The organism is Microbacterium sp. NPDC055910 (genome assembly GCF_042271185.1).
Classification (GTDB): domain Bacteria; phylum Actinomycetota; class Actinomycetes; order Actinomycetales; family Microbacteriaceae; genus Microbacterium.
This window is the reverse complement of record NZ_JBHJZS010000044.1, coordinates 1-18,918: the sequence shown is the minus strand read 5'-3', so window position 1 is coordinate 18,918 and position 18,918 is coordinate 1. Positions and strand designations below refer to the sequence as shown.

The following is an 18,918-nucleotide window of genomic DNA, read 5'->3' as shown; positions in this document are numbered from 1 at the left end:
GCAACGGCACGCCGAGACAGCGGGTGAACCCCGCAGTCTCGGCCGCCCGTTGCAGTCTCGCGGCCGGTGCTCCGGCCGGGGCTCCGGCCGGGGCGGGCGGAGCCTCACCACGGGGGAGGGCGCAGGCCAAGGGTGCGGGCCCCTCGCTACGGGCCGGGCCCCGACCCACGGGCCGGGCCCCGCGCTACGGGCCGGGCCCCGCGCCATGTGCCGGGCCCCTCGCCACGTGCCAGGGCGCCGCGCCAGGGGTCAGGAGCGGGACGAGTTCGCCGTGCGACCGCGCACGATGCCGACGAATGTCTCGACCGACGGCGTCGTGCGATCGGCGACCCAGGCCAGGGCCACGGTCGAGGCGGGTCCGTCGCGCAGGGGGCGCGAGGCGGCATCCTTGCGCTGGTGCAGCCGGGCGAGCGACATCGGCACGACGAGGACGCCGACACCCGCGGCGACCGTCGCGATCGCGTCTTCGGTCGTCGCCGGAGCCTCGAAGGCCGGCGTGACGGCATCCGGCACCGTGACGCGCAGTACATCGTCGAGGGGCGTGATCACGACCTCGCCCGCGAGGTCTGCGAGGGTCAGCTCGTCGGCCGCCGTGAGATGGGACTCGCTCGAGGAGACGACGACGGGCACCTCGTCATAGAGCGCGATGACGTGCAGCCCGTCGCGGTCGATCGGCAGTCGCACGAGCGCGGCGTCGACCTCGCCGGCGATGAGCGCCGCGCGCTGGTCGGCGACGGCCAGCGGTACGAGGTCGATCGGTTCATGCGGCATCCGCTCGATCCAGCGATCGACCCACGTGCCGGGCGTCGCGCCCGGGATCATCCCGAGGCGGAAGGGGTCCGTCGAGACCGGGCGGGCCGGAGCGACCTGCGCTCGGGACTCACGAGATGCGGATGCCGCGCGCTTCGACTTCGGCGCCGGCTTGCGCCCATTCCCTCGGGCCTTCGCGCCTTTCGCCATGTGCTCCAGCGTATCGCCGGGGTCCGCCGCATCCTTCCGCGGCGTCGCGAAGAGAGATCAGCGCGGGGACTTCTCGCCGCGGTAGTCGATCGCGCTGGCGGTGAGCGGTGTGGCGAGAGCCGCCGAAACCAGCAGCACTCCGAGGACGAAGAGCACGCCACCGAACTCGGGGATGTTGAACGACAAGCCCATGACGTACATTCCGCCGATGAGCAGGATGAAACTCAACGCAAACAACATCGCGCCACCTCCCTTGGTGATCCTCACTCTAGGGCCGGCGCCCTGTTGAGGCCACCCCGTATCGACGCCGTCACGGACAGTGCATGAGCGGCTTTGGCCCCGACCGGTCGAACGTGTGCTGATTCACGGGGTGACCGCACAGCGGGCACGCCCGCTCGGCCCGAACGGCGGCGCTCGGCGGCGGCGTCGTCTCGTAGGGCCCCACCGAAGCGGGACCCGCGTATCGGATCAGCTTCGAGTTCCACCACGCGTACCAGCCGCCGGCCTCTTTCACCCGCTGTCGGAGCGGACGCCGCGGCTCGGGTCGGTCGGTTCTCTCGCTCATGATGCTTAGTGTACTAATCATCAGGGTGCGATACAATCCGGGCATGAGCTCCCCGTCTACGGACGTCGCCGACGACCTTCTCCTGCTCGAGAACCAGCTGTGCTTCGCGATCGTGACGGCGGCACGCAACATCGTCGCGCTCTATCGGCCCGTGCTCGAGCCGCTCGGTCTCACCCACCCCCAGTACCTCGTCATGCTCGCGCTCTGGGAGCGCTCGCCGCGCTCGCTGCGCGACCTGGCAGAAAACCTGGCCATGGAGCCGGCGACGCTGTCGCCCCTCGTGAAGCGCCTCGAGGCGCAGGGGCGGGTGGCGCGCTCGCGCCGTCCCGAGGATGAGCGGATGCTGGACATCACTCTGACCGAGTCCGGTCGTGCGCTGCGGGCTCAGGCGCTGCGCGTCCCGGAGCAGATTCTCGAAGCGGTCGGGATGGACGTGGCCGACCTCGTGCGGCTGCGCGACGGGCTCGTTCCCTTCGCCGGTCGCCGCCGGTCGGACTGACGGCTCGCACGGGGGCGTGGGCGCTGCTTGCTCCCGGGGTCGTCGTGATGCTCAGCGCGTCGATCGCGGCGACGTTCACCGACCCGCTGACGTGGCGGGCGATCCTCGTCATCTCTCTCGCTGCTCGCGATCCTCGTGGGAGCATCGCGGCGTCTCGCGGCGCCGTTCCTCATCGGAATCGTCGTGCTGCCGGTCGAGAACGTCTTCGCGTTCGCCGTCCAGATCGGACGCGGGATGCGTCGATGCCGTGGTGGATCACCCTCGCGGTCGTCGGCGCCGTGCTGCTCATCATCGCGGTGACCTACGACCGTCGCGCCGGCGTGCAGGCGGGTCTGGCCGCACGGCTGCGCGAGCTCGCCTGAGATGCGGGTTCGGGTCAGGACACCGCCCCGAACGCGGGGGCAGAGCAGGCCGGAACCGCGGCGACGGCGGGTCGGGATCAGGCCGCCAGGCGCAGGCCTCGCTGGTCGGTCGCGACGCGCTCGCCGTCGGCGATCGTCTCGTCGTCGCCGATGAGTGACCCCACGGCGACCCGGGCACCGATGCCGACCTGCGTGCGGATGCCGATCTTCGCGCCCGCGCCGATCGCGGCACCCGTGCAGATGTGCGCGTGCGGCGCGATCTGCGCCTCTGGGCCGATGACGGCATCCGTCTCGACCCACACTCCGCGGCTGACGCGTGCGCCGGCCGCGATCTGCACACCCGGTTCGACATACGCACCCGCCTCGACGACGGCCGACGGGTGCACCTTCGCGCCGTGCGCGACGAGTCCCCGGCCGTTGACGTGCTTGCGGTAGCGCAGCACTTCTCCGTGGTCGTTCTCGATGTCGATGTAGTTCTTGCCCACAGATCCCTCCCGATCAAGCGAACAATGACATAACCTCGCCGAGCCCCGTTCCATTCCCGCGTGGCATACTTCGCCCGTGGCGGACATCGAGATGGCGACGATTCCGGCGGGATCGGTCGTCCTGCACGATGCGCGCCGTACCCGGCGGTGGAGCGTCGCCCTCGAGCCGTTCGAGATCGGGGTGTATCCCGTGACGCAGGCGCAGGTGGCCGAACTGCTCGGCGAGACGGCGACGCAGCCGCGGCGTCCGGCCGTCGAGGTCAGCTGGTTGCGCGCCGTGCGACTGTGCAACGCGGCATCCGAATGGGAGGGCTTCGATCCCGCCTACACGTTCGACGGCGAGCAGGTCACGTGGCACGTCGACTCCGACGGCTACCGGCTGCCGACCGAGGCGGAATGGGAGTACGCGTGCCGTGCGGGCTCGACCGGCGCCCACTACGGCCCGCTCGCGGACGTCGCCTGGACCGCGGCCGACGGCGTGAGCTCCCCGCAGCCGGTCGGCGGGCGGCATCCCAATCTCTTCGGACTCTTCGACACGCTCGGCAACGTGTGGGAATGGTGCTGGGATCTGCTCGATCCCGCGCGCTACGACGACTACCGCGTGTTCCGCGGGGGCGGATTCGCCGACGACGCGTGGAGTGTGCGGGCGTCGGTGCGGCGCGGCGGCGCGCCCCGGATGCACCACGACGATGTCGGATTGCGCTTCGCGCGCGGCGGCTTCGACGGGACCGACGCGGCGCAGGGATGGTCGGCGCGTGTCGACGACGAGCGGGCCTCCCTCGGAGGGCCGCTGCCGCCGGGATGGACACCGCGGCGCTGAGTCGGTGCGGTGGCGTCGGGGTCATCCAGTCTTGCGGTCGCGCTTCTTGGCGACGAACTGCCCGAGAGTGAGCCCCTTCAGCAAGTCTGCGGGCGCGATGTCCTGCGCGACGGCGATGCGGACGAGGGTGTGGATACTCGGCGTGGCGTGATCGCGCGCGTGCCTGCGGAGGAGTCGATCCCGGTGCGCATGTCGTGCGTCTTCTTGTGGCGCCGTCGAATCTGGGCGATTTGCCGACCGATGTGTGCGGCGGCGGATGACGGGTCTCGAGCACCCGTCACGCGTGGTCACCCTGGGGTGTTTGTGCCAGGGCGGCTCCAGCGGGTGCTGATGCCTCTCGGCCTCCTCTCGATAGAAGGGGGGGGCCGATGGTCGACGAACAGCTGGTGAAGTCGCGTCGGCGCGTGCAGATAACGGTGGGGTTTCACGCCGCTGCCGACTTCGTCCACACCGGCGCCGCTCGAGGAGTTATCCACAATGCATGGGAACACCGCTTCGAATGTCGGAGGGTGTGGTCATACTTGTGGCATGAGCTTCCTCGAAGATCTTCGCGACAGGGTCGAAAGGCTCGCCGTGTTCGCGGAGCTCGATGTGGCCACTGCCGAGCTGCCGGCATCCGCGACCCAACTCAGCGATTCTTCCGTGCGCGACCTGCTCTCCGAGGCGACAGGACTCATCAAGCAGGCGACCACTCTGCAATCGATCCTGGCAGGCATCGCCTCTGCGCGGTCCGGGCGCGAACGAGGGCACAAGGGCTTCACGCAAGAGACCGGGCATCGTAACGCGGTGGAGTTCATCCGCGACCTGACCGGCACGACGCGCGGCGAGGCGATCCGCGCCGTCAAGGTCGGCGAGGCCCTGCTCGACGGGGCCGGAGTGCCGGGCGACTCGACTGATGCTCCCGATCCGGATGCCGCACCCGCCACTCCGTCGTGGCATCAGCCGCTGAGCGACGCACTGCTGGGCGGGCTGCTCTCCACCGCGCAGCACCATGCGATCCGAGGTGGTCTCGGCGAGCCCCCGCAGATCGATGGTCGCGACTGCGCAGCGGTGGTTGACGTGTGGCGGGCGGCGGCGCGCGAGCTCGCACTCGAAGCCGCCGAGTGCACGGTCGAAGACCTCGGCGCCCGTGCTCGGTCGCTGCGAGACATGCTCGATCCGGCCGGCGCCGAGGAGCGCTTCGCCGCGAGGTACGCCAAGCGATCGTTCCGGTGGTCGACGACGTCCGACGGCCAGCGGCAGGCGCACATAACGTTCGACGACGAGATGGGCGAGTGGGTGCGTGGCGTGATGGATGCTGCGCTGTCGCCCCGCCGCGGTGGCCCGCGCTTCGTCGCGGCAGATGAGAAGGCCGCGGCCGACGCACTCGTCACCGATCCGCGCACGAACGAGCAGCTCGCCTATGACTTGTTCACCGATGTCCTCCGCGCTGGAGCGCTGGCCAACGCCGACGACGTCTTCGGCGTGAAAGAAGCCGGCGTGCGCCTCGTCGCGATCCAGGATGCCGTGTCGGGTGACGCGTCCCAGCGTGATGCCTTCGACCGACTGCGCACGACTGCTCACACCGAGGACGGACTCCTCACGCTCCCCGGATCGGTGCTCGATCGGGCGCTCTGCGTGAATGGATCCGTGAATCTGACCGTCGACACCTCCGGCAACCCGCTGGATGTCGGCCGCGAAGCACGCCTGTTCACCCGGAAGCAGCGGATCGCGCTCGCCGTGCGAGACGGAGGGTGCTTGTGGCCCGGATGCGACAGGCCTCCCGCCTACTGTGAGGCGCATCATTGCGAGCACTGGGCCGACGGTGGCCGGACCGACTGCACGTCGGGTGTACTGCTCTGTCGCTTCCACCATCTGAACCTGCACAACGGCGGATGGCGTATCGGACGAGCTGATGGCGGCTTCGTTCTGCATCTTCCACCGGGTATCGCGGGCGAACCGATACCGCTCCGATCGAGATCGGCGCTGCGATGGCTCTGGGATCCGCCACCCGAACGGACTGGCTGGCGAGAGGCGGCGTAGCGCGGATGGCGCCGTGATTCGGCAGGGCGATGGGCGGTGTCTGGCGGCACCGACTTCGCTTCCGCGTTGGTCAGGTTCTGCAACCCGGCCTGCAGCGTCCGCCGGAACGCGCCGGGGTGGGCGAGGTCGGGATCCGGATCGGGATCGGGATCGGCGAGGACTTCACCGAGCGGAGTCGTCGGGACAGACCTGGTTGTGGGTCATCGTGGGATCTCTGCTGTGCTTCTTGCCGGAAACAACTGGTCATCCACGATGGCCCTTCGACGTCACCGGCGACGAGAGCCCCCGCAGGAAGTGGCAACACGCTCTGGGGGCTCGCCCGGCGACGGACGGGTCGAGCGGTGGTTGTCTGGACGGGCGGCGACGGACGGGGCAGGCGATGCGTGACAGGGCGAGGGGTGCGCGGGCACGGCGGCGTATGCGACGCAGTTTGCTCCGACGATGTTCAGGTCTGGCAGACGGGGCACCAGAAGACGTTGCGCTGCGGATCGAGCGATGGCTGTTTGGACGGAGGGCGACTGACTGGGCAGGCGATGGCTGTCTGGACGGGCGGCGACTGACAGGGCGAGCGATGCCTGACAGGTCGAGCGATGCGCGGGCACGGCTGGCGTATACGATGCGGATCCTTCCGACGATGTTCAGGTCGGGCAGACGGGGCACCAGAAGACGTTGCGCTGCGGGTCGAGCGATGGCTGTTTGGACGGAGGGCGACTGACTGGGCGGGCGTTGGCTGTCTGGACGGGCGGCGATTGACGAGGGTCGCGATGCCTGACAGGCGAGCAATGCTCGGGCACGGCTGGCGTATGCCGCGCGGACCATTCCGACGATGCTCAGGTCTGGCAGACGGGGCACCAGAACACGTTGCGCTCGCGGGGCGCGTCGGCGCCTAGCGTCGTAGCGAGGATCGCGGTGCCGCAGCGGCGGCACGGGGAGTTCTCGCGCCGGTACACCCAGGTGCGGCGCCCGGGGCGCGCGTCGCCCGTGAAGGTGCGCGCGGAGCGGTCGCGATTCGCGCGCAACATGCGGACGCCCGTGTCGATGAGCGCAGCGGCATCTGTCTCGTTCGCCGGGGTCATCGGCAGGATGCCGCGGACGAACAGCATCTCGTTCGCGTACACGTTGCCGAAACCGGCGACGTTTCGCTGGTCGAGGATCGCGACGTGCACCGGACGAGAGTCGGCCTGCACCCGCCGTGCCGCCTCGACGGGATTCCACTCGGCCGAAAGCGGGTCGGGGCCGAGATAGCCGATGAGATCGTCTTCGCGCGCCGTCGGCACGACCTCGATCTCGGCGAGGTCGAATCCGACCGTCTCATACCCGGCGGTGCCGACCACGGCCCGCGCGCGGAAGCCGGGTGCGCGCCAGCGCTCGCCACGGCGGTACACGTGCCACTCGCCTTCCATCTTCAGGTGCGAGTGAAGCGTCCAGGGGCCGATGCGGTGCAGCAGGTGCTTTCCCCGCGGGACGACCCCGTGCACCGTCAGCCCCGAGAGGTCGATCGTCGCGGCCTGCGGTACGCGCAGCTCGAAGCGCGTCACTTCGGCACCGGCGAGCACATCGTTCAACCGTCGCGCCGCGCGGAAGACGGTGTCGCCCTCAGGCACGCGTCGCCTGCCGTGCGGCGTCGCCCGCCGTGAGGCGGCGCAGCGTCAGCCCCCGGGGGGACTCGACGAAACCCGCCTCGCGCAGCAGACGGCCCACCGTCGTGCCGAACACGAGCGCACCGTTGACCTGCTCGATCGTCAGAGTCTCGAGCCGGCGCGCCCGCGCCGTCGCCGCGAGCTCGCGGGTCGCGGCCGCCAGCGCCTGCTCGTCGCCGGTGAACGCCAATGCCGACTTGCCGCCGCGTTCGAGATAGAGCGCGAGCGCACCGTCGACGAGCACGACGAGCGCGCCGGCTTTGCGTCCGGGACGATGCGAAACCCCCTCGAGCGCGGGCCACGCGAGCGCCGCTCCGTACGGGTTCGCCGGATCGGTCGCCGCGAGCGCGATGGCCCGCAGAGGCGGAGGGTCGGACAACCCGGCGAACTCGCGCAGCCGATCGACGGTCGCCGAGGCGGCGAACTGCGCGGCGCCGAGCTTCTCGATGACGTATCCCCGCCGGCAGTGCCCCGCCTCTTCGAAACCGGCCAGCACGCGGTACACCTGCGCGAACCCGCCCGGCACCCCCTCGGACTGCACCGACCCGCGCGTGACGACCCCGTACCGGTCGAGCAGCAGGCTCGCGGTCGCGGTGGCCCGCAGCGTCGGATCCGCCTCGGCGCCGGGCAGCAGAGACCATCGACCGCCGAGGGCGGGGGGCCGCGGCGGCACGGATGTCGCGAGCGTGCGCGAGGCCGCCCCCCGGTAGAGGCGCGCACGCGGTGCCCGGCGCGCGACCCGGTGGGTCTGCGCACCACCGCCCAGGAGCGTGCGCACCGGCGAGAACGTGTCGTTCGTGATGCGCCCCGCCCACGTGAGGCTCCACAGCGCGTCGATGACCGACTGCTCGTTGGCAGCCCCCGTGCGCTGCGTGAGCTGGCCGGCGAAGTACGCCCCGCCCCCCGAGAGAGCGTGCAGCAGCTGATCTTCGAGCGACCCGGGGGCGACATCGTCTTCGGGAAGGGCGAGAGTCAGGGATGCGGCATCCGCGGGGTGCAGCGCGATCCAGCCGTCGCGACCCGGCAGCGTGCCGTGGCCGGACCAGACGACTTCGCCCGAGGAGGTGAGCTCGTCGAGCATCGTGGGCGTGTAGTCGGAGACGCGGGCCGGCAGGATGAGCGACTCCCACGCACTGGCGGGGATCGGCACGCCCGCGAGCTGCTCGACGACGGCGGCGACGCCGTCGACGCCCTCGAGGGGACGGGCGACGTGCTGCCACACGGGAAGGAACCGCGCGAACGCGTCGGGCGGCACGGGCTCGACGCTTCCGCGGATGGCGGCGAGCGAGCGCATCCGCAGACGTCGGAGCACGCCCACGTCGCACCACTCGAGGTCGTCTCCGGCGGCCTCGATCCTCGCCTCCGCCGAGGCCTCGGGAAGGAAGTACCCGCTCGTGACCCGGCCCTGCGACTCGAGCCGCTGCAGCGTGAGGCGGGCGACGGCCGAGCCGATGCCGAGCCGCCGGGCTGCGGCATCCGCGGTGAACGGGCCGTGGGTGCGAGCGAAGCGTGCGATCAGGTCGCCGAGCGGGTCGGGCAGCGGTTCGAGGAAGGCCGTCGGGATGCCGACGGGAAGAGCGACCCCGAGCGCATCGCGCAGGCGCCCGGCGTCTTCGATCGCGGCGTAGCGGGCGATGCCCGCGATGGTCACCCGGATCGCCCGTCGAGCGTCGACCAGCTCGTCGAGCAGGGCCGCTGCCCCGTCGACCGTGGCCGGTCCCGGCGTCGCCTCTTCGTCGGTCGGCGTCTCGGGGTTCTGCACGCGCAGGGCGGTCTCGTCGGCGTCGAGCGGTCCGAGCAGTCGCAGCAGGTCGGCGACTCCCTCGATCCCCCGGGCACGGCGCTCGGGGTCGAGCCGCTGCGCTTCGAGCACGAACTGGGCGATGATGTCGGGGTCGAGCAGCTCGCGCATCTCGACCTTGCCGAGCAGCTCGCCCAGCAGCGCCGGATCGACCGAGAGAGCCGCGGCACGCCGCTCGGCGAGGGGAGAGTCGCCCTCGTACATGAACGCGCCGACGTAGCCGAACAGCAGATCGCGCGCGTACGGCGAGGGCTGGGCCGGCTCCGTCTCGACCAGACGGATGCGGCGATCGCCGATGCCGCGCGCGACGCGCAGCAGCGCGGGGAGGTCGTAGACGTCCTGCAGCACTTCGCGCAGCGTCTCGAGGATGATCGGGAAGGTCGGGTAGCGCCGGGCGACTTCGAGCAGCTGGGCCGAGCGCTGGCGCTGCTGCCACAGGGGACTGCGTCGCCCGGGATTGCGACGCGGCAGCAGCAGGGCGCGTGCGGCGCACTCGCGGAAGCGCGAGGCGAACAGCGCCGATCCGCCGACCTCGTCGGTGACGAGCTGTTCGAGCTCGTCGGGCTCGAACACGAACAGCTCGGCACCGGGCGGTTCGGCCGTGGCATCCGGAACCCGGGCGATGACGCCGTCGTCGCTCGCGACCGCCGAGCCCTCGACGCCGAGGCGCTCGCGGATCCGAGCGTTGACGGCGAGAGCCCACGGTGCGTGCACCTTCATGCCGTATGGGGAATGCAGGATGACACGCCAGTCCCCGACTTCGTCGCGGCCGCGCTCAACCGTCAGCGAACGGTCGGTCGGCAACGTGCCTGTCGCTTCGCGCTGCTCGGCGAGATAGGCCAGCAGGTTGCCCTGCGCGAGGTTGTCGAGCCCCGCGTCGTCGAGCCGCGCACGGGCCTTCTCTGGGTCGACGGTCGACAGCTCGCGCGAGAACTTTCCGAGGGCCTCGCCGAGCTCGGCGGGCCGGCCGAGCCCGTCGCCGTGCCAGAACGGCAGCTTTCCGGGCTGCCCGAACGCCGGTACTACATTGACCCGGTCGTGCGTGATCTCGACGATGCGCCAGCTGGTCGTGCCGAGCGTGAAGACGTCGTTGACGCGGGACTCGTAGACCATCTCTTCGTCGAGCTCGCCGACGCGCGCGTTCTGCGACTCGCCCGCGATGAAGACGCCGAAGAGCCCGCGGTCGGGGATCGTGCCGCCGCTCGTGACGGCGATGCGCTGCGATCCGGGCCTGCCGGTGAGTGTGCCGCGGTCGCGATCCCAGACCAGACGCGGCCGCAGCTCGGCGAACTCGTCGGAGGGGAATCGCCCCGCGAGCAGGTCGAGCGTCGCCTCGTAGGCCGACCGCGGCAGCGACCGGAAGGGCGCCGAGCGCTTGAGCGTGTCGTACCACTCCTCGACATCGAGCGGCTCGAGCGCGCTCGCCGCCACCGTCTGCTGCGCGAGGATGTCGAGCGGATTCTGCGGGATCGATATCGACTCGATCTGGCCCGCCAGCATCCGCTCTGTGACGATCGCGGTGTGCAGGACGTCGGCGCGATGCTTGGGGAACAGGGCCGCACGGCTGACCTCGCCCACCTGGTGGCCGGCACGCCCGATGCGCTGGAGACCGGATGCTGCACTGGGTGGGGCCTCGACCTGGATAACGAGGTCGACCGCGCCCATGTCGATGCCGAGCTCGAGGCTGCTCGTCGCCACGACGCAGCGCAGGGCGCCGCTCTTGAGCTCTTCTTCGACCTGCGCGCGCTGCTCCTTCGACACCGACCCGTGGTGCGCTTTCGCGAGCACGGGGTCGGCGCCGCCCGAGGTGCCCGCCTGGGCCCCCGTCGCCGCGGGGACGGTCGGCTCGGGCAGGTCGAGTCCCAGGCGTTCGGAGTAGATCTCGTTGAGACGGCCCGTGAGGCGCTCGCCGAGCCGGCGCGAGTTCACGAAGACGATCGTGGACCGGTGCTGCAGGATGCGGTCGACGATGGCTTCTTCGACATGCGGCCACACCGATCCGGTCACTTCGGTCTGGCCGCCCTCGGCGAACCAGTCGGCGTCTTCGCCGCCCGGCTCCGGGGCGCCGGGCGGGGGCGGCGGATTGAGCATGTCCTCGATCGGCACGACGACCGACATGTCGAACGCCTTCGTCGCGCGCGGTGCGACGATCTCGACGGGCGAGGAACCCCCGAGGAACCGCGCGACCTCGTCGATCGGCCGCACCGTCGCCGACAGCCCGATGCGCTGCGCAGCGTTGGCCTGCGGATCGTGCGCCCGGCGCAGAGCATCGAGGCGCTCGAGGCTCACGGCCAGGTGCGCGCCCCGCTTCGTCGCCGCGACGGCGTGGACCTCGTCGATGATGACGGTGTGCACGTCGCGCAGCGTCTCGCGCGCCTGGCTCGTCAGCATCAGGTAGAGCGACTCGGGGGTCGTGATGAGGATGTCGGGGGGCGCCGTGACGAGCTTGCGGCGATCCGACGACGTCGTGTCACCCGACCGCACGCCCACCGAGACGCCCGGCACCGCGATGCCCAGGCGCCGCGCGGACTGGTCGATGCCGACGAGGGGCGAGCGCAGGTTGCGCTCGACGTCGACGCCGAGCGCCTTGAGCGGTGAGATGTACAGGATGCGCGTGCCGGGCGCCGGCTCGGCACGGCGGCGGCGCGGGGCAGCGGGCGGGGGCGCGGCATCCTTCTCGCGGAAGACCCGGTCGATCGCCCACAGGAACGCCGCGAGCGTCTTGCCCGAACCGGTCGGCGCGACGACGAGCGCGTGCTTTCCGGCCGACACCGCCCGCCAGGCACCCGCCTGGGCGTCGGTCGGCGCGGCGAAGGCGCCGCGGAACCAGTCCTGGGTTGCGGGGCCGAAGCGCTCGAGCACGTCGCTCATCCCTCCATCTTCGTCGCTGTCGCCGACATCGGGCCCGGAACGTGCCGGGGAGGGCGCCACCGGGGTCAGCGCTCGCACAGCGTCCCATCGCGCGACAGCTCGAGCGTGAGATCGACACCCATCCGGTCGAGGAACGCGTCATCGTGGCTCACGACGAGCACGGCGCCGCGATAGGCGGACAGCGCCGCGACGAACCGGTCGACCGTGTCGAGGTCGAGGTTGTTCGTCGGCTCGTCGAAGACGAGCAGCTGCGGTGACGGGTCGGCCAGCAGCAGTCGCGCCAGCGCGACCCGGAACCGTTCGCCCCCCGACAGTGCCGAGACCGGTCGGTCGACGGCGGCGCCGCGGATGAGGAAGCGGGCGAGCCTGTTGCGCAGTTCGACCGTGCCGATCCCGGGAGCGACCGCCGCGACGTTCTCGAGGACGGATGCCGCCTCGTCGAGTCCGTCCACGCGCTGCGGCAGGTAGCCCACGCGATCGGTGTGCAGCTCCGCCCGGATCTCGCCGAGCGCGCCGGTGTGAGACGAGGAAGACCCGACCAGCCGCTCGAGCAGCGTCGTCTTGCCGCTCCCGTTCGGGCCGGTGAGGGCGACGCGCTCGGGTCCCTGCACGATCCAGGCGCGGTCGCCGTCGCCGAGCGTCGCGATGCGGCGCGCCGCCGCGACACCGGGATCGGGCAGATCGATCACGACCGCGTCATCGTCGCGCACGCGCCGCTCGGCGGCGTCGAGGACGTCGCGCGCCGCGGCCTCGCTCTCGGCCTTCTCTCCGCGGAGCTTGCCGGCGGACACCTGAGCCTCGCGCTTGCGCGCGTTCATGATGATCTTCGGCAGCCGCTTCTCGGCGTACGCCTTGTGCCCGACCTGCTGCCGCCGGGCGATCGTCGTCTCGGCTTCGATGCGCTCGCGCTTCTCGCGGCGGACGGCCTGCGCGGCCGCGCGCTCCGCCTGACGCGCGGCATCCTGCTCCGCGTCGAGCCACGCTCGCCACGCGGAGTACGGGCCGCCGAACACCGACAGCTCGCCGGCATACAGCTCCGCGGTGTCGTCCATGAGGTCGAGCAGCGTCGTGTCGTGACTGACGACGACGAGGGCACCGCGCCACGCGCCCACCATGTCGTACAGCCGCGCCCGTGCGTCGCGGTCGAGGTTGTTGGTCGGCTCGTCGAGCAGCACGATGGGCGCCGCCGCGAGGCGGATGCCGGCGATCGCGGTGAGCACGGCCTCGCCGCCCGACAGCTCGCCGACGTGCCGGTCGAGCATGGTCGGTGCGAGCCCGGCCTCGGCGAGGGCGACGTGGGCGCGCGCCTCGACGTCCCACGCGTCGCCGACGGCGGCGAAGTGCCGCGGGTCGGGGTCGCCGGACTCGAGCGCCCGCAGCCCGCGCAGCGCGTCGCCCACACCGAGCAGATCGGCGACGGGGCGCGCGACATCGAGCGTGAGGCGCTGCGGAAGGTATGCGGCATCCGCGGTTCTGGTGATGTGCCCGCTGTCGGGCGTCAACTCGCCGGCGATGAGCCGCAGCAGTGTCGACTTGCCCGAGCCGTTGCGGCCGACCAGCCCGGTGCGGCCCGAGCCGAACGCGCCGGACACCTCGCTGAGAGCGATCGTGCCGTCGGGCCAGGCGTACGAGACGCGGTCCAGGATGAGAGAGGGGGTGAGGGTGTGAGCAGGCATGCGGCTCCGTTCGCGTCGGGTGCGCGGACGCGCGACACCGGCGCAGCACGCACGGCGGAGCCGGGTGCAGGGCGGAGGATCGACGGTCAGCGCGAAGGAAGGGGCGCCGACGGTCGGTCCTGAGCAGCCGTGGCTGCGTCGAAGGACGACGGATGCGGCGCGATTACAGCGCGGGCGCGTCGATTCTCTTCAACGGACTTCCTCACACTCGGGACAGAAGCGCCCGACACGATACCGGATGCCGCACCCCGGCGTCCACGAGGCTCAGCCCGAGTACTCGCGGGGCACGAGCGGCGAGACGCGCACGAGGACCTCTTCGCCGACCGTGTCGATCGCCTCGCCGAGCGTCGTCGGGTCGGATTCGCCGTGCGCCCCGGGACCGAAGAACGTGACCTCGTCGCCGACCTGCGCGTCGGGCCACGCCTCTACGGCGCTCTCGGCGAGGTCGACGCGACGCAGCGCGCGCGCACCGGCCGGAGTGCCCACCGAGACGCGACCGCCGAGCGTCGACGGCAGGCCGTCGAGCGCGCCGAGCCCGACGACGACGGTGTCGCCGTCGAGGCGCACGACGGGGGCGACGAGCGCCGCGGCGGGCACGATGCCCGGCAGCGCGGGGCCGTCGGCCGAGCGCACACCGTAGCCGAACGCCCCGAAGCGCACGAGGTCGTTGCGGAACTCGGGCCGTGCGTGACCCGCGGCGCTCGCCGCGAGGTGCCGCACGCCGGGGGTGAGGCCGGCCGCGCGGGCGAGGTCGACGGCGCGCTCGAACTCCGCGCGGGCGCGGTCGTCGTCGGCGTCGCTGGCTTCGGCGATGTGGCTCCAGATGCCCGTCACGACGATGTCGCCGGCCGCCTCGAGCGCAGCCGCGCGCGCGACGAAAGCCGGCCAGTCCTCGGGCCGCACGCCGTTGCGGTGCAGTCCCGTGTCGATCTTCAGGTGCACGCGGATGCCGCGCCCCGCCGCCCGCGTCGCGACGAGGTCGAGATACCCGGCGTCGCCGACCCCCAGCTCGAGTCGCGCATCGATCGCCTCATCGACCTCGGCGGCGGGTGACGTCGCCCACGCGAAGATGCGCGCGGTGGGGGCGGCCGCGCGCACACGCACGCCCGTCGCGATGCTGAACGAGCCGAACCAGTCGATCCCGGCCGCGGTGGCGGTCCGGACGACGGCGTCCACGCCGTGCCCGTACGCGTCGTCCTTCACGACGAACATGACGTCGGCCGGGGCGACACGGGCGCGCAGCGTGTCGAGGTTCGCCCGGATCCGGGCGAGGTCCACCCGCAGGACGGCGCCGCTCATGCGGCATCCACCCGTGTGGTGTGCAGCCCGATGCCGCAGACGATCTCGGCCGCGCTCAGCCCCGACGCCACCGCCCACCCCGCCACCCCGCCATTGACCGCGAGACTGCAGGGGGAGGCCGAGACTGCGGGGTCAGCCCGCTGTCTCGGCGCGCCGTTGCAGTCTCGCGGTGATGGGGAGCCGCCGAAGTACACGACCTCGTCGCCGACGCCGACGCCGACGGCGCTGTCGCCGATGTCGACGACGCACACGTCCATCGCGATGCGGCCGACGAGAGGGTGCAGGCCGCCGCCGATCTCGACCGACACCGCGTTGCCGATCGCGCGGGGGAGCCCCTGCCCGTATCCGCCGTCGACGAGCGCGACGCGCGTGTCGCTCGCCGCTCGGTGGGTGTACCCGTACGAGACGCCCTCGCCGCGGCGCAGCGACTTGATCGACAGCACGCGGGCCGACAGCCGCAGCACGGGCATGCCGCCCGACCCGGGCAGCCCGAACAGCAGGGCGCCGTCGATCGTCGGCTCGGCCACCGCTGTGAGCCCGGCCGCGGTCAGGGCGGCGCGATCGGCCTCGTCGACGACCGCCGCACGCACGCCCGCCGCCGCGAGCACCTCGGCGACGAGGGGCAGCCCGTGCCCCCACGCGTCGCGGCGCAGGTCGGCGACGCCGTCGCCGTTCGCGAGAGCGGATGCCGCATTCCCGGCCAGCGCCGACCGCGAGATGTGCGCCGTGAGGCTCGTCACGCGTCGCCCGATTCGAGCTGCTTGTCGAGGAATGCCCGCACGTCGGCGATCTCGTCCTCGGACACCCCGTGCGCGAGGCCGGGGTAGACGCGGCCGCTCAGCTCGACATGGTCGGGCAGCCACTGGGTCGTGTGCAGGACGAGCGGCTCCGGGATGACCTCGTCGTGCGTGCCGCGCCCCCAGAAGACGGGCGGTCGCCGTTCGGCGAGCTCTTCGTCGCGGGGCAGTTCGCCGGGGGAGACGTAGCCGCTCAGCGCGACGGCGAAGGCGAACCGCGCGGGGTCGAGCCGCATCGCCTGCACGGCGATCGCGGCGCCCTGCGAGAACCCGAGCAACCCGACGGTCTCGGTCTGGGCCGCGGCATCCACCCACTCGATGAACCGGGATGCCGCCTCGGTGACGCGCCGCGGATCGCGGTTGTCGAGACCCTCGATCGGGTACCACGAATAGCCCGGCGAGGGCCACGGCGGGGCGAGCGGCGCGCGCACGGCGGCGATGACGTACTCATCGGGGAGGTAGGCCGCGAGCCCGAACAGGTCGCGCTCATCGGCCCCGTAGCCATGCAGCAGCACGAGCAGCGGACGACCGGCGCGCTCGCCGGGCGGAACCGACCACTGCACGACCGCGGAATCCAATGCCGGCGTCTCGAGTGCGGGGAACTCAGCCATGCGCCCATCTTTCCAGTGATCGTGAGGTATACAGAAAGCATGTCCGTGCGCACCCCCGACCCCGAACCGGCAGGCGACGAGCCGTTCGGCTCCTCTCAGGGCGCCGTGTCGAACCCGGGTTGGCTCTCCGATGTCGAACTCGCCGAGTCCCGCCGCCGCCTTCCGATGCTCTATGTCGAGGGCATCCCGGTGCGCGTCGACGGCATGGGGCAGGTCATCGACGTCGGCATCCTGCTGCGGGCGACGCCGCTCGGCGAGATCAAGCGCACGATCGTGTCGGGCCGGGTGCGCTACGGCGAAACGGTGCGCGACGCCCTCTTCCGGCATCTCGAAGACGACCTCGGCCCCATGGCGTTCCCGCTCCTGCCGCCGCAGCCGACACCGTTCACGGTCGCCGAGTATTTTCCGATCCCGGGCGTGAGCCCGTACCACGACGACCGGCAGCACGCCGTGTCGCTCGCGTTCGTCGTGCCCGTCACGGGTACGTGCGAGCCGCGTCAGGATGCGCTCGAAGTGACGTGGATGCCGCCTGAAGAAGCAGCATCCGACAGTCTCGCCGCCGAGATGGAGGGCGGCAGGGGCACGCTCATCCGCCTGGCGCTGGCGAGCGTCGGGGCGCTGCGCTGAACGGCGGCCCCGGCCTGACGTCGCGGGTCAGCCCGCCGTGACGCCGCCGTCGGTGACGAGCTCGGCACCCGTTGCCGCCGTCTCGTGTGCGATCGCGGCGACGAAAGCGTCGATGTCGGCCTCGGTCGTGTCGAACGAGCACATCCAGCGCACCTCGGTCTCACCCGTGGGCTTTCCGTCGGCTCCCGTGACGGCGCTCCAGTCGTAGAAGCGGAATGTCTCGCGGAGGCGGTCGGCGACGCCGGCGGGCAGCGTCGCGAAGACGCCGTTGGCCTGCGTGGGCTGCGTGAACGCGACGCCGCGGATCGAACCGTCGGAGAGTCCCGCCTCGACGCCCGCGCGCAGGCGCTGCGCCATGGCGTTCGAGTGCGACGCGTTGCGCAGCCACAGGTCGCCGTCCAGCAGCGCGATCAGCTGCGCCGAGACGAACCGCATCTTCGACGCGAGCTGCATGTCGAGCTTGCGCAGGTAGGTGAGACCGGTGGATGCCGCGGGATCGAGCACGACGACGGCTTCGCCGAGCATCGCCCCGTTCTTCGTGCCCCCGAAGCTCAGCACGTCGACGCCGGCGTCGCGCGTGAAGGCGCGCAGGGGTGCGTCGAGCGAGGCGGCGGCGTTCGAGATGCGCGCCCCATCCAGGTGCACGCGCATGCCCAGCGCGTGGGCGTGCTCGGTGATCGCGCGGATCTCGTCGACGGTGTACAGCGTGCCGAGTTCGGTCGACTGCGTGATCGAGACGACGAGCGGCTGCGCGCGGTGCTCGTCGCCCCAGCCCCACGCCTCACGGTCGATGAGGTCGGGGGTCAGCTTGCCGTCGTCGGTCGGGACCGTGAGCAGCTTGATGCCGGCGACCCGCTCGGGGGCACCGCCCTCGTCGACGTTGATGTGCGCCGTGCCCGCCGCGATGACCGCGCCCCAGCGGGGCAGCATCGACTGCAGGCCGACGACGTTCGCGCCGGTGCCGTTGAACACGGGGAACGCCTCGACGCCCTCGCCGAAGTGCTGCGCCATGACGGCCTGCAGGCGCTCGGTGTAGACGTCTTCGCCGTAGGCCACCTGGTGCCCGTCGTTCGCCGCGGCGATCGCCGCGAGCACCTCGGGATGGATGCCGGAGTAGTTGTCGGAGGCGAATCCGCGGACGGTGGGATCATGCAGCGTGGTCACGAGGATCCAATCTAGTTCGGCGCAGCCGCGAGGCCGGTTCAGAGCGCCGGGTCGGTGAGATCGACGATCGTGTCGTTCGTCTCGGCGGCGTCGGTCATCCACAGGTCCGTGAATCGCTGCGCGAGCGCTTCTTCGAGGCCGGACAGGCTCTTCACGCGGAAGATGACGGATGCCGCCCGCAAGGGCTCGTCCGCCTCGCGCGCCGCCTTCGCGAAGCCCTGCGCGACGGCGCGCGCCCACGCCTCGCTCGCGGCTTTCACCGCCGCATAGTTGGCGCCGCCGGCGAGGGGTCGGGCGACCTCGGTCGACGAGACGATCGCGAGGCGTCCCGCCTCGGATGCGCGCAGGTCGGCGTCGAACGCGCGCGAGACGTGGCGCAGCGCCGTGAACGACCGTTCGAGGAACCGGTAGTCGGCGTCGGACTGCCCCGCCAGGCCCCCGCCCCCGCGCCATCCGCCGACGAGATGCGCGATGCCGTCGACCGGCCCGTCCGTGTCGTGCACGCGCTCGGCGAGCGCCGCGACGGCGGCTTCGTCGGTGAGGTCGCACACCTCGGTCCGCACCGCCCCCGGTCCCTGAGCCTGCCCCGGTCCCTGAGCTTGTCGAAGGGTCGCGGCATCCCCCGGCCCCTGAGCTTGTCGCGGTCCCTGAGCTTGTCGCGGTCCCTGAGCTTGTCGCGGTCCCTGAGCTTGTCGAAGGGTCGCCAGCTTCTCCGCATC

At 71.7% G+C, this 18,918-nt stretch carries 16 protein-coding genes; 4 read left to right on the top strand and 12 right to left on the bottom strand.

The window, feature by feature from the left end; translation table 11 throughout:
* Nucleotides 1–249 precede the first annotated feature (249 nt).
* The 3 genes from ACFC3F_RS13985 to ACFC3F_RS13975 all read right to left on the bottom strand — a co-directional run bounded on the left by ACFC3F_RS13985 (nucleotide 250) and on the right by ACFC3F_RS13975 (nucleotide 1,525).
* Nucleotides 250–960 (bottom strand): LysR substrate-binding domain-containing protein, encoded by a 711-nt coding sequence (locus tag ACFC3F_RS13985; RefSeq protein ID WP_376130931.1) that lies wholly within the window; start codon nucleotides 958–960, stop codon nucleotides 250–252.
* A gap of 57 nt (nucleotides 961–1,017) precedes the next feature.
* Entirely contained in the window at nucleotides 1,018–1,188 is a 171-nt protein-coding gene (locus ACFC3F_RS13980) for a hypothetical protein (RefSeq protein ID WP_376130928.1), read from the bottom strand.
* 82 nt (nucleotides 1,189–1,270) lie between these two features.
* Nucleotides 1,271–1,525 (bottom strand): hypothetical protein, encoded by a 255-nt coding sequence (locus ACFC3F_RS13975; protein WP_376130925.1) that lies wholly within the window; start codon nucleotides 1,523–1,525, stop codon nucleotides 1,271–1,273.
* A 43-nt stretch (nucleotides 1,526–1,568) separates the two neighbouring features.
* Between ACFC3F_RS13975 and ACFC3F_RS13970 the strand changes: the two genes are divergently transcribed.
* Nucleotides 1,569–2,024, top strand: coding sequence for a MarR family winged helix-turn-helix transcriptional regulator (locus ACFC3F_RS13970; protein WP_376130922.1), 456 nt, complete (start codon nucleotides 1,569–1,571; stop codon nucleotides 2,022–2,024).
* A gap of 439 nt (nucleotides 2,025–2,463) precedes the next feature.
* On the opposite strand, the gene ACFC3F_RS13965 is transcribed toward ACFC3F_RS13970, so the two are convergent.
* Complete coding sequence (locus tag ACFC3F_RS13965; protein WP_376130920.1) at nucleotides 2,464–2,871, bottom strand: transferase; 408 nt, start codon at nucleotides 2,869–2,871, stop codon at nucleotides 2,464–2,466.
* A gap of 76 nt (nucleotides 2,872–2,947) precedes the next feature.
* Here ACFC3F_RS13965 and ACFC3F_RS13960 point away from each other — a divergent pair, with 76 nt between their 5' ends.
* Nucleotides 2,948–3,691, top strand: a complete 744-nt coding sequence (locus ACFC3F_RS13960) for a formylglycine-generating enzyme family protein (protein WP_376130917.1) — start codon at nucleotides 2,948–2,950, stop codon at nucleotides 3,689–3,691.
* A gap of 528 nt (nucleotides 3,692–4,219) precedes the next feature.
* Entirely contained in the window at nucleotides 4,220–5,713 is a 1,494-nt protein-coding gene (locus ACFC3F_RS13955; RefSeq protein ID WP_376130914.1) for an HNH endonuclease signature motif containing protein, read from the top strand.
* An 830-nt stretch (nucleotides 5,714–6,543) separates the two neighbouring features.
* Here the strand turns inward: ACFC3F_RS13955 and ACFC3F_RS13950 are convergent.
* From ACFC3F_RS13950 to ACFC3F_RS13925, 6 genes are all read right to left on the bottom strand, one after another.
* Nucleotides 6,544–7,317 (bottom strand): DNA-formamidopyrimidine glycosylase family protein, encoded by a 774-nt coding sequence (locus tag ACFC3F_RS13950; protein ID WP_376130912.1) that lies wholly within the window; start codon nucleotides 7,315–7,317, stop codon nucleotides 6,544–6,546.
* The gene (locus tag ACFC3F_RS13945; RefSeq protein ID WP_376130909.1) at nucleotides 7,310–12,025 is read right to left on the bottom strand and encodes an ATP-dependent helicase; all 4,716 of its coding nucleotides are present in this window, start codon (nucleotides 12,023–12,025) and stop codon (nucleotides 7,310–7,312) included. Before ACFC3F_RS13945 ends, ACFC3F_RS13950 begins: the two co-directional genes overlap by 8 nt.
* Before the next feature lie 65 nt (nucleotides 12,026–12,090).
* A complete protein-coding gene (locus ACFC3F_RS13940) occupies nucleotides 12,091–13,701 on the bottom strand; it encodes an ABC-F family ATP-binding cassette domain-containing protein (protein ID WP_376130906.1) in 1,611 nt (536 codons plus the stop codon).
* Nucleotides 13,702–13,965: 264 nt separating this feature from the next.
* Nucleotides 13,966–15,000, bottom strand: coding sequence for an alanine racemase (locus ACFC3F_RS13935; protein ID WP_376130903.1), 1,035 nt, complete (start codon nucleotides 14,998–15,000; stop codon nucleotides 13,966–13,968).
* Nucleotides 14,997–15,740 (bottom strand): alanine racemase, encoded by a 744-nt coding sequence (locus tag ACFC3F_RS13930; RefSeq protein ID WP_376130901.1) that lies wholly within the window; start codon nucleotides 15,738–15,740, stop codon nucleotides 14,997–14,999. Before ACFC3F_RS13930 ends, ACFC3F_RS13935 begins: the two co-directional genes overlap by 4 nt.
* Nucleotides 15,737–16,408: an alpha/beta hydrolase gene (locus ACFC3F_RS13925; protein WP_376130898.1), complete on the bottom strand. Its 672-nt coding sequence runs from the start codon at nucleotides 16,406–16,408 to the stop codon at nucleotides 15,737–15,739. Before ACFC3F_RS13925 ends, ACFC3F_RS13930 begins: the two co-directional genes overlap by 4 nt.
* Nucleotides 16,409–16,447: 39 nt before the next feature.
* On the opposite strand from ACFC3F_RS13925, the gene ACFC3F_RS13920 reads away from it, so the two are divergent.
* Nucleotides 16,448–17,035 (top strand): NUDIX hydrolase family protein, encoded by a 588-nt coding sequence (locus ACFC3F_RS13920; RefSeq protein ID WP_376130895.1) that lies wholly within the window; start codon nucleotides 16,448–16,450, stop codon nucleotides 17,033–17,035.
* A gap of 27 nt (nucleotides 17,036–17,062) precedes the next feature.
* On the opposite strand, the gene ACFC3F_RS13915 is transcribed toward ACFC3F_RS13920, so the two are convergent.
* The gene (locus tag ACFC3F_RS13915; protein WP_376130892.1) at nucleotides 17,063–18,199 is read right to left on the bottom strand and encodes a threonine aldolase family protein; all 1,137 of its coding nucleotides are present in this window, start codon (nucleotides 18,197–18,199) and stop codon (nucleotides 17,063–17,065) included.
* 38 nt (nucleotides 18,200–18,237) lie between these two features.
* Nucleotides 18,238–18,906, bottom strand: coding sequence for an SDR family oxidoreductase (locus ACFC3F_RS13910; RefSeq protein WP_376130933.1), 669 nt, complete (start codon nucleotides 18,904–18,906; stop codon nucleotides 18,238–18,240).
* Nucleotides 18,907–18,918: the final 12 nt, after the last annotated feature.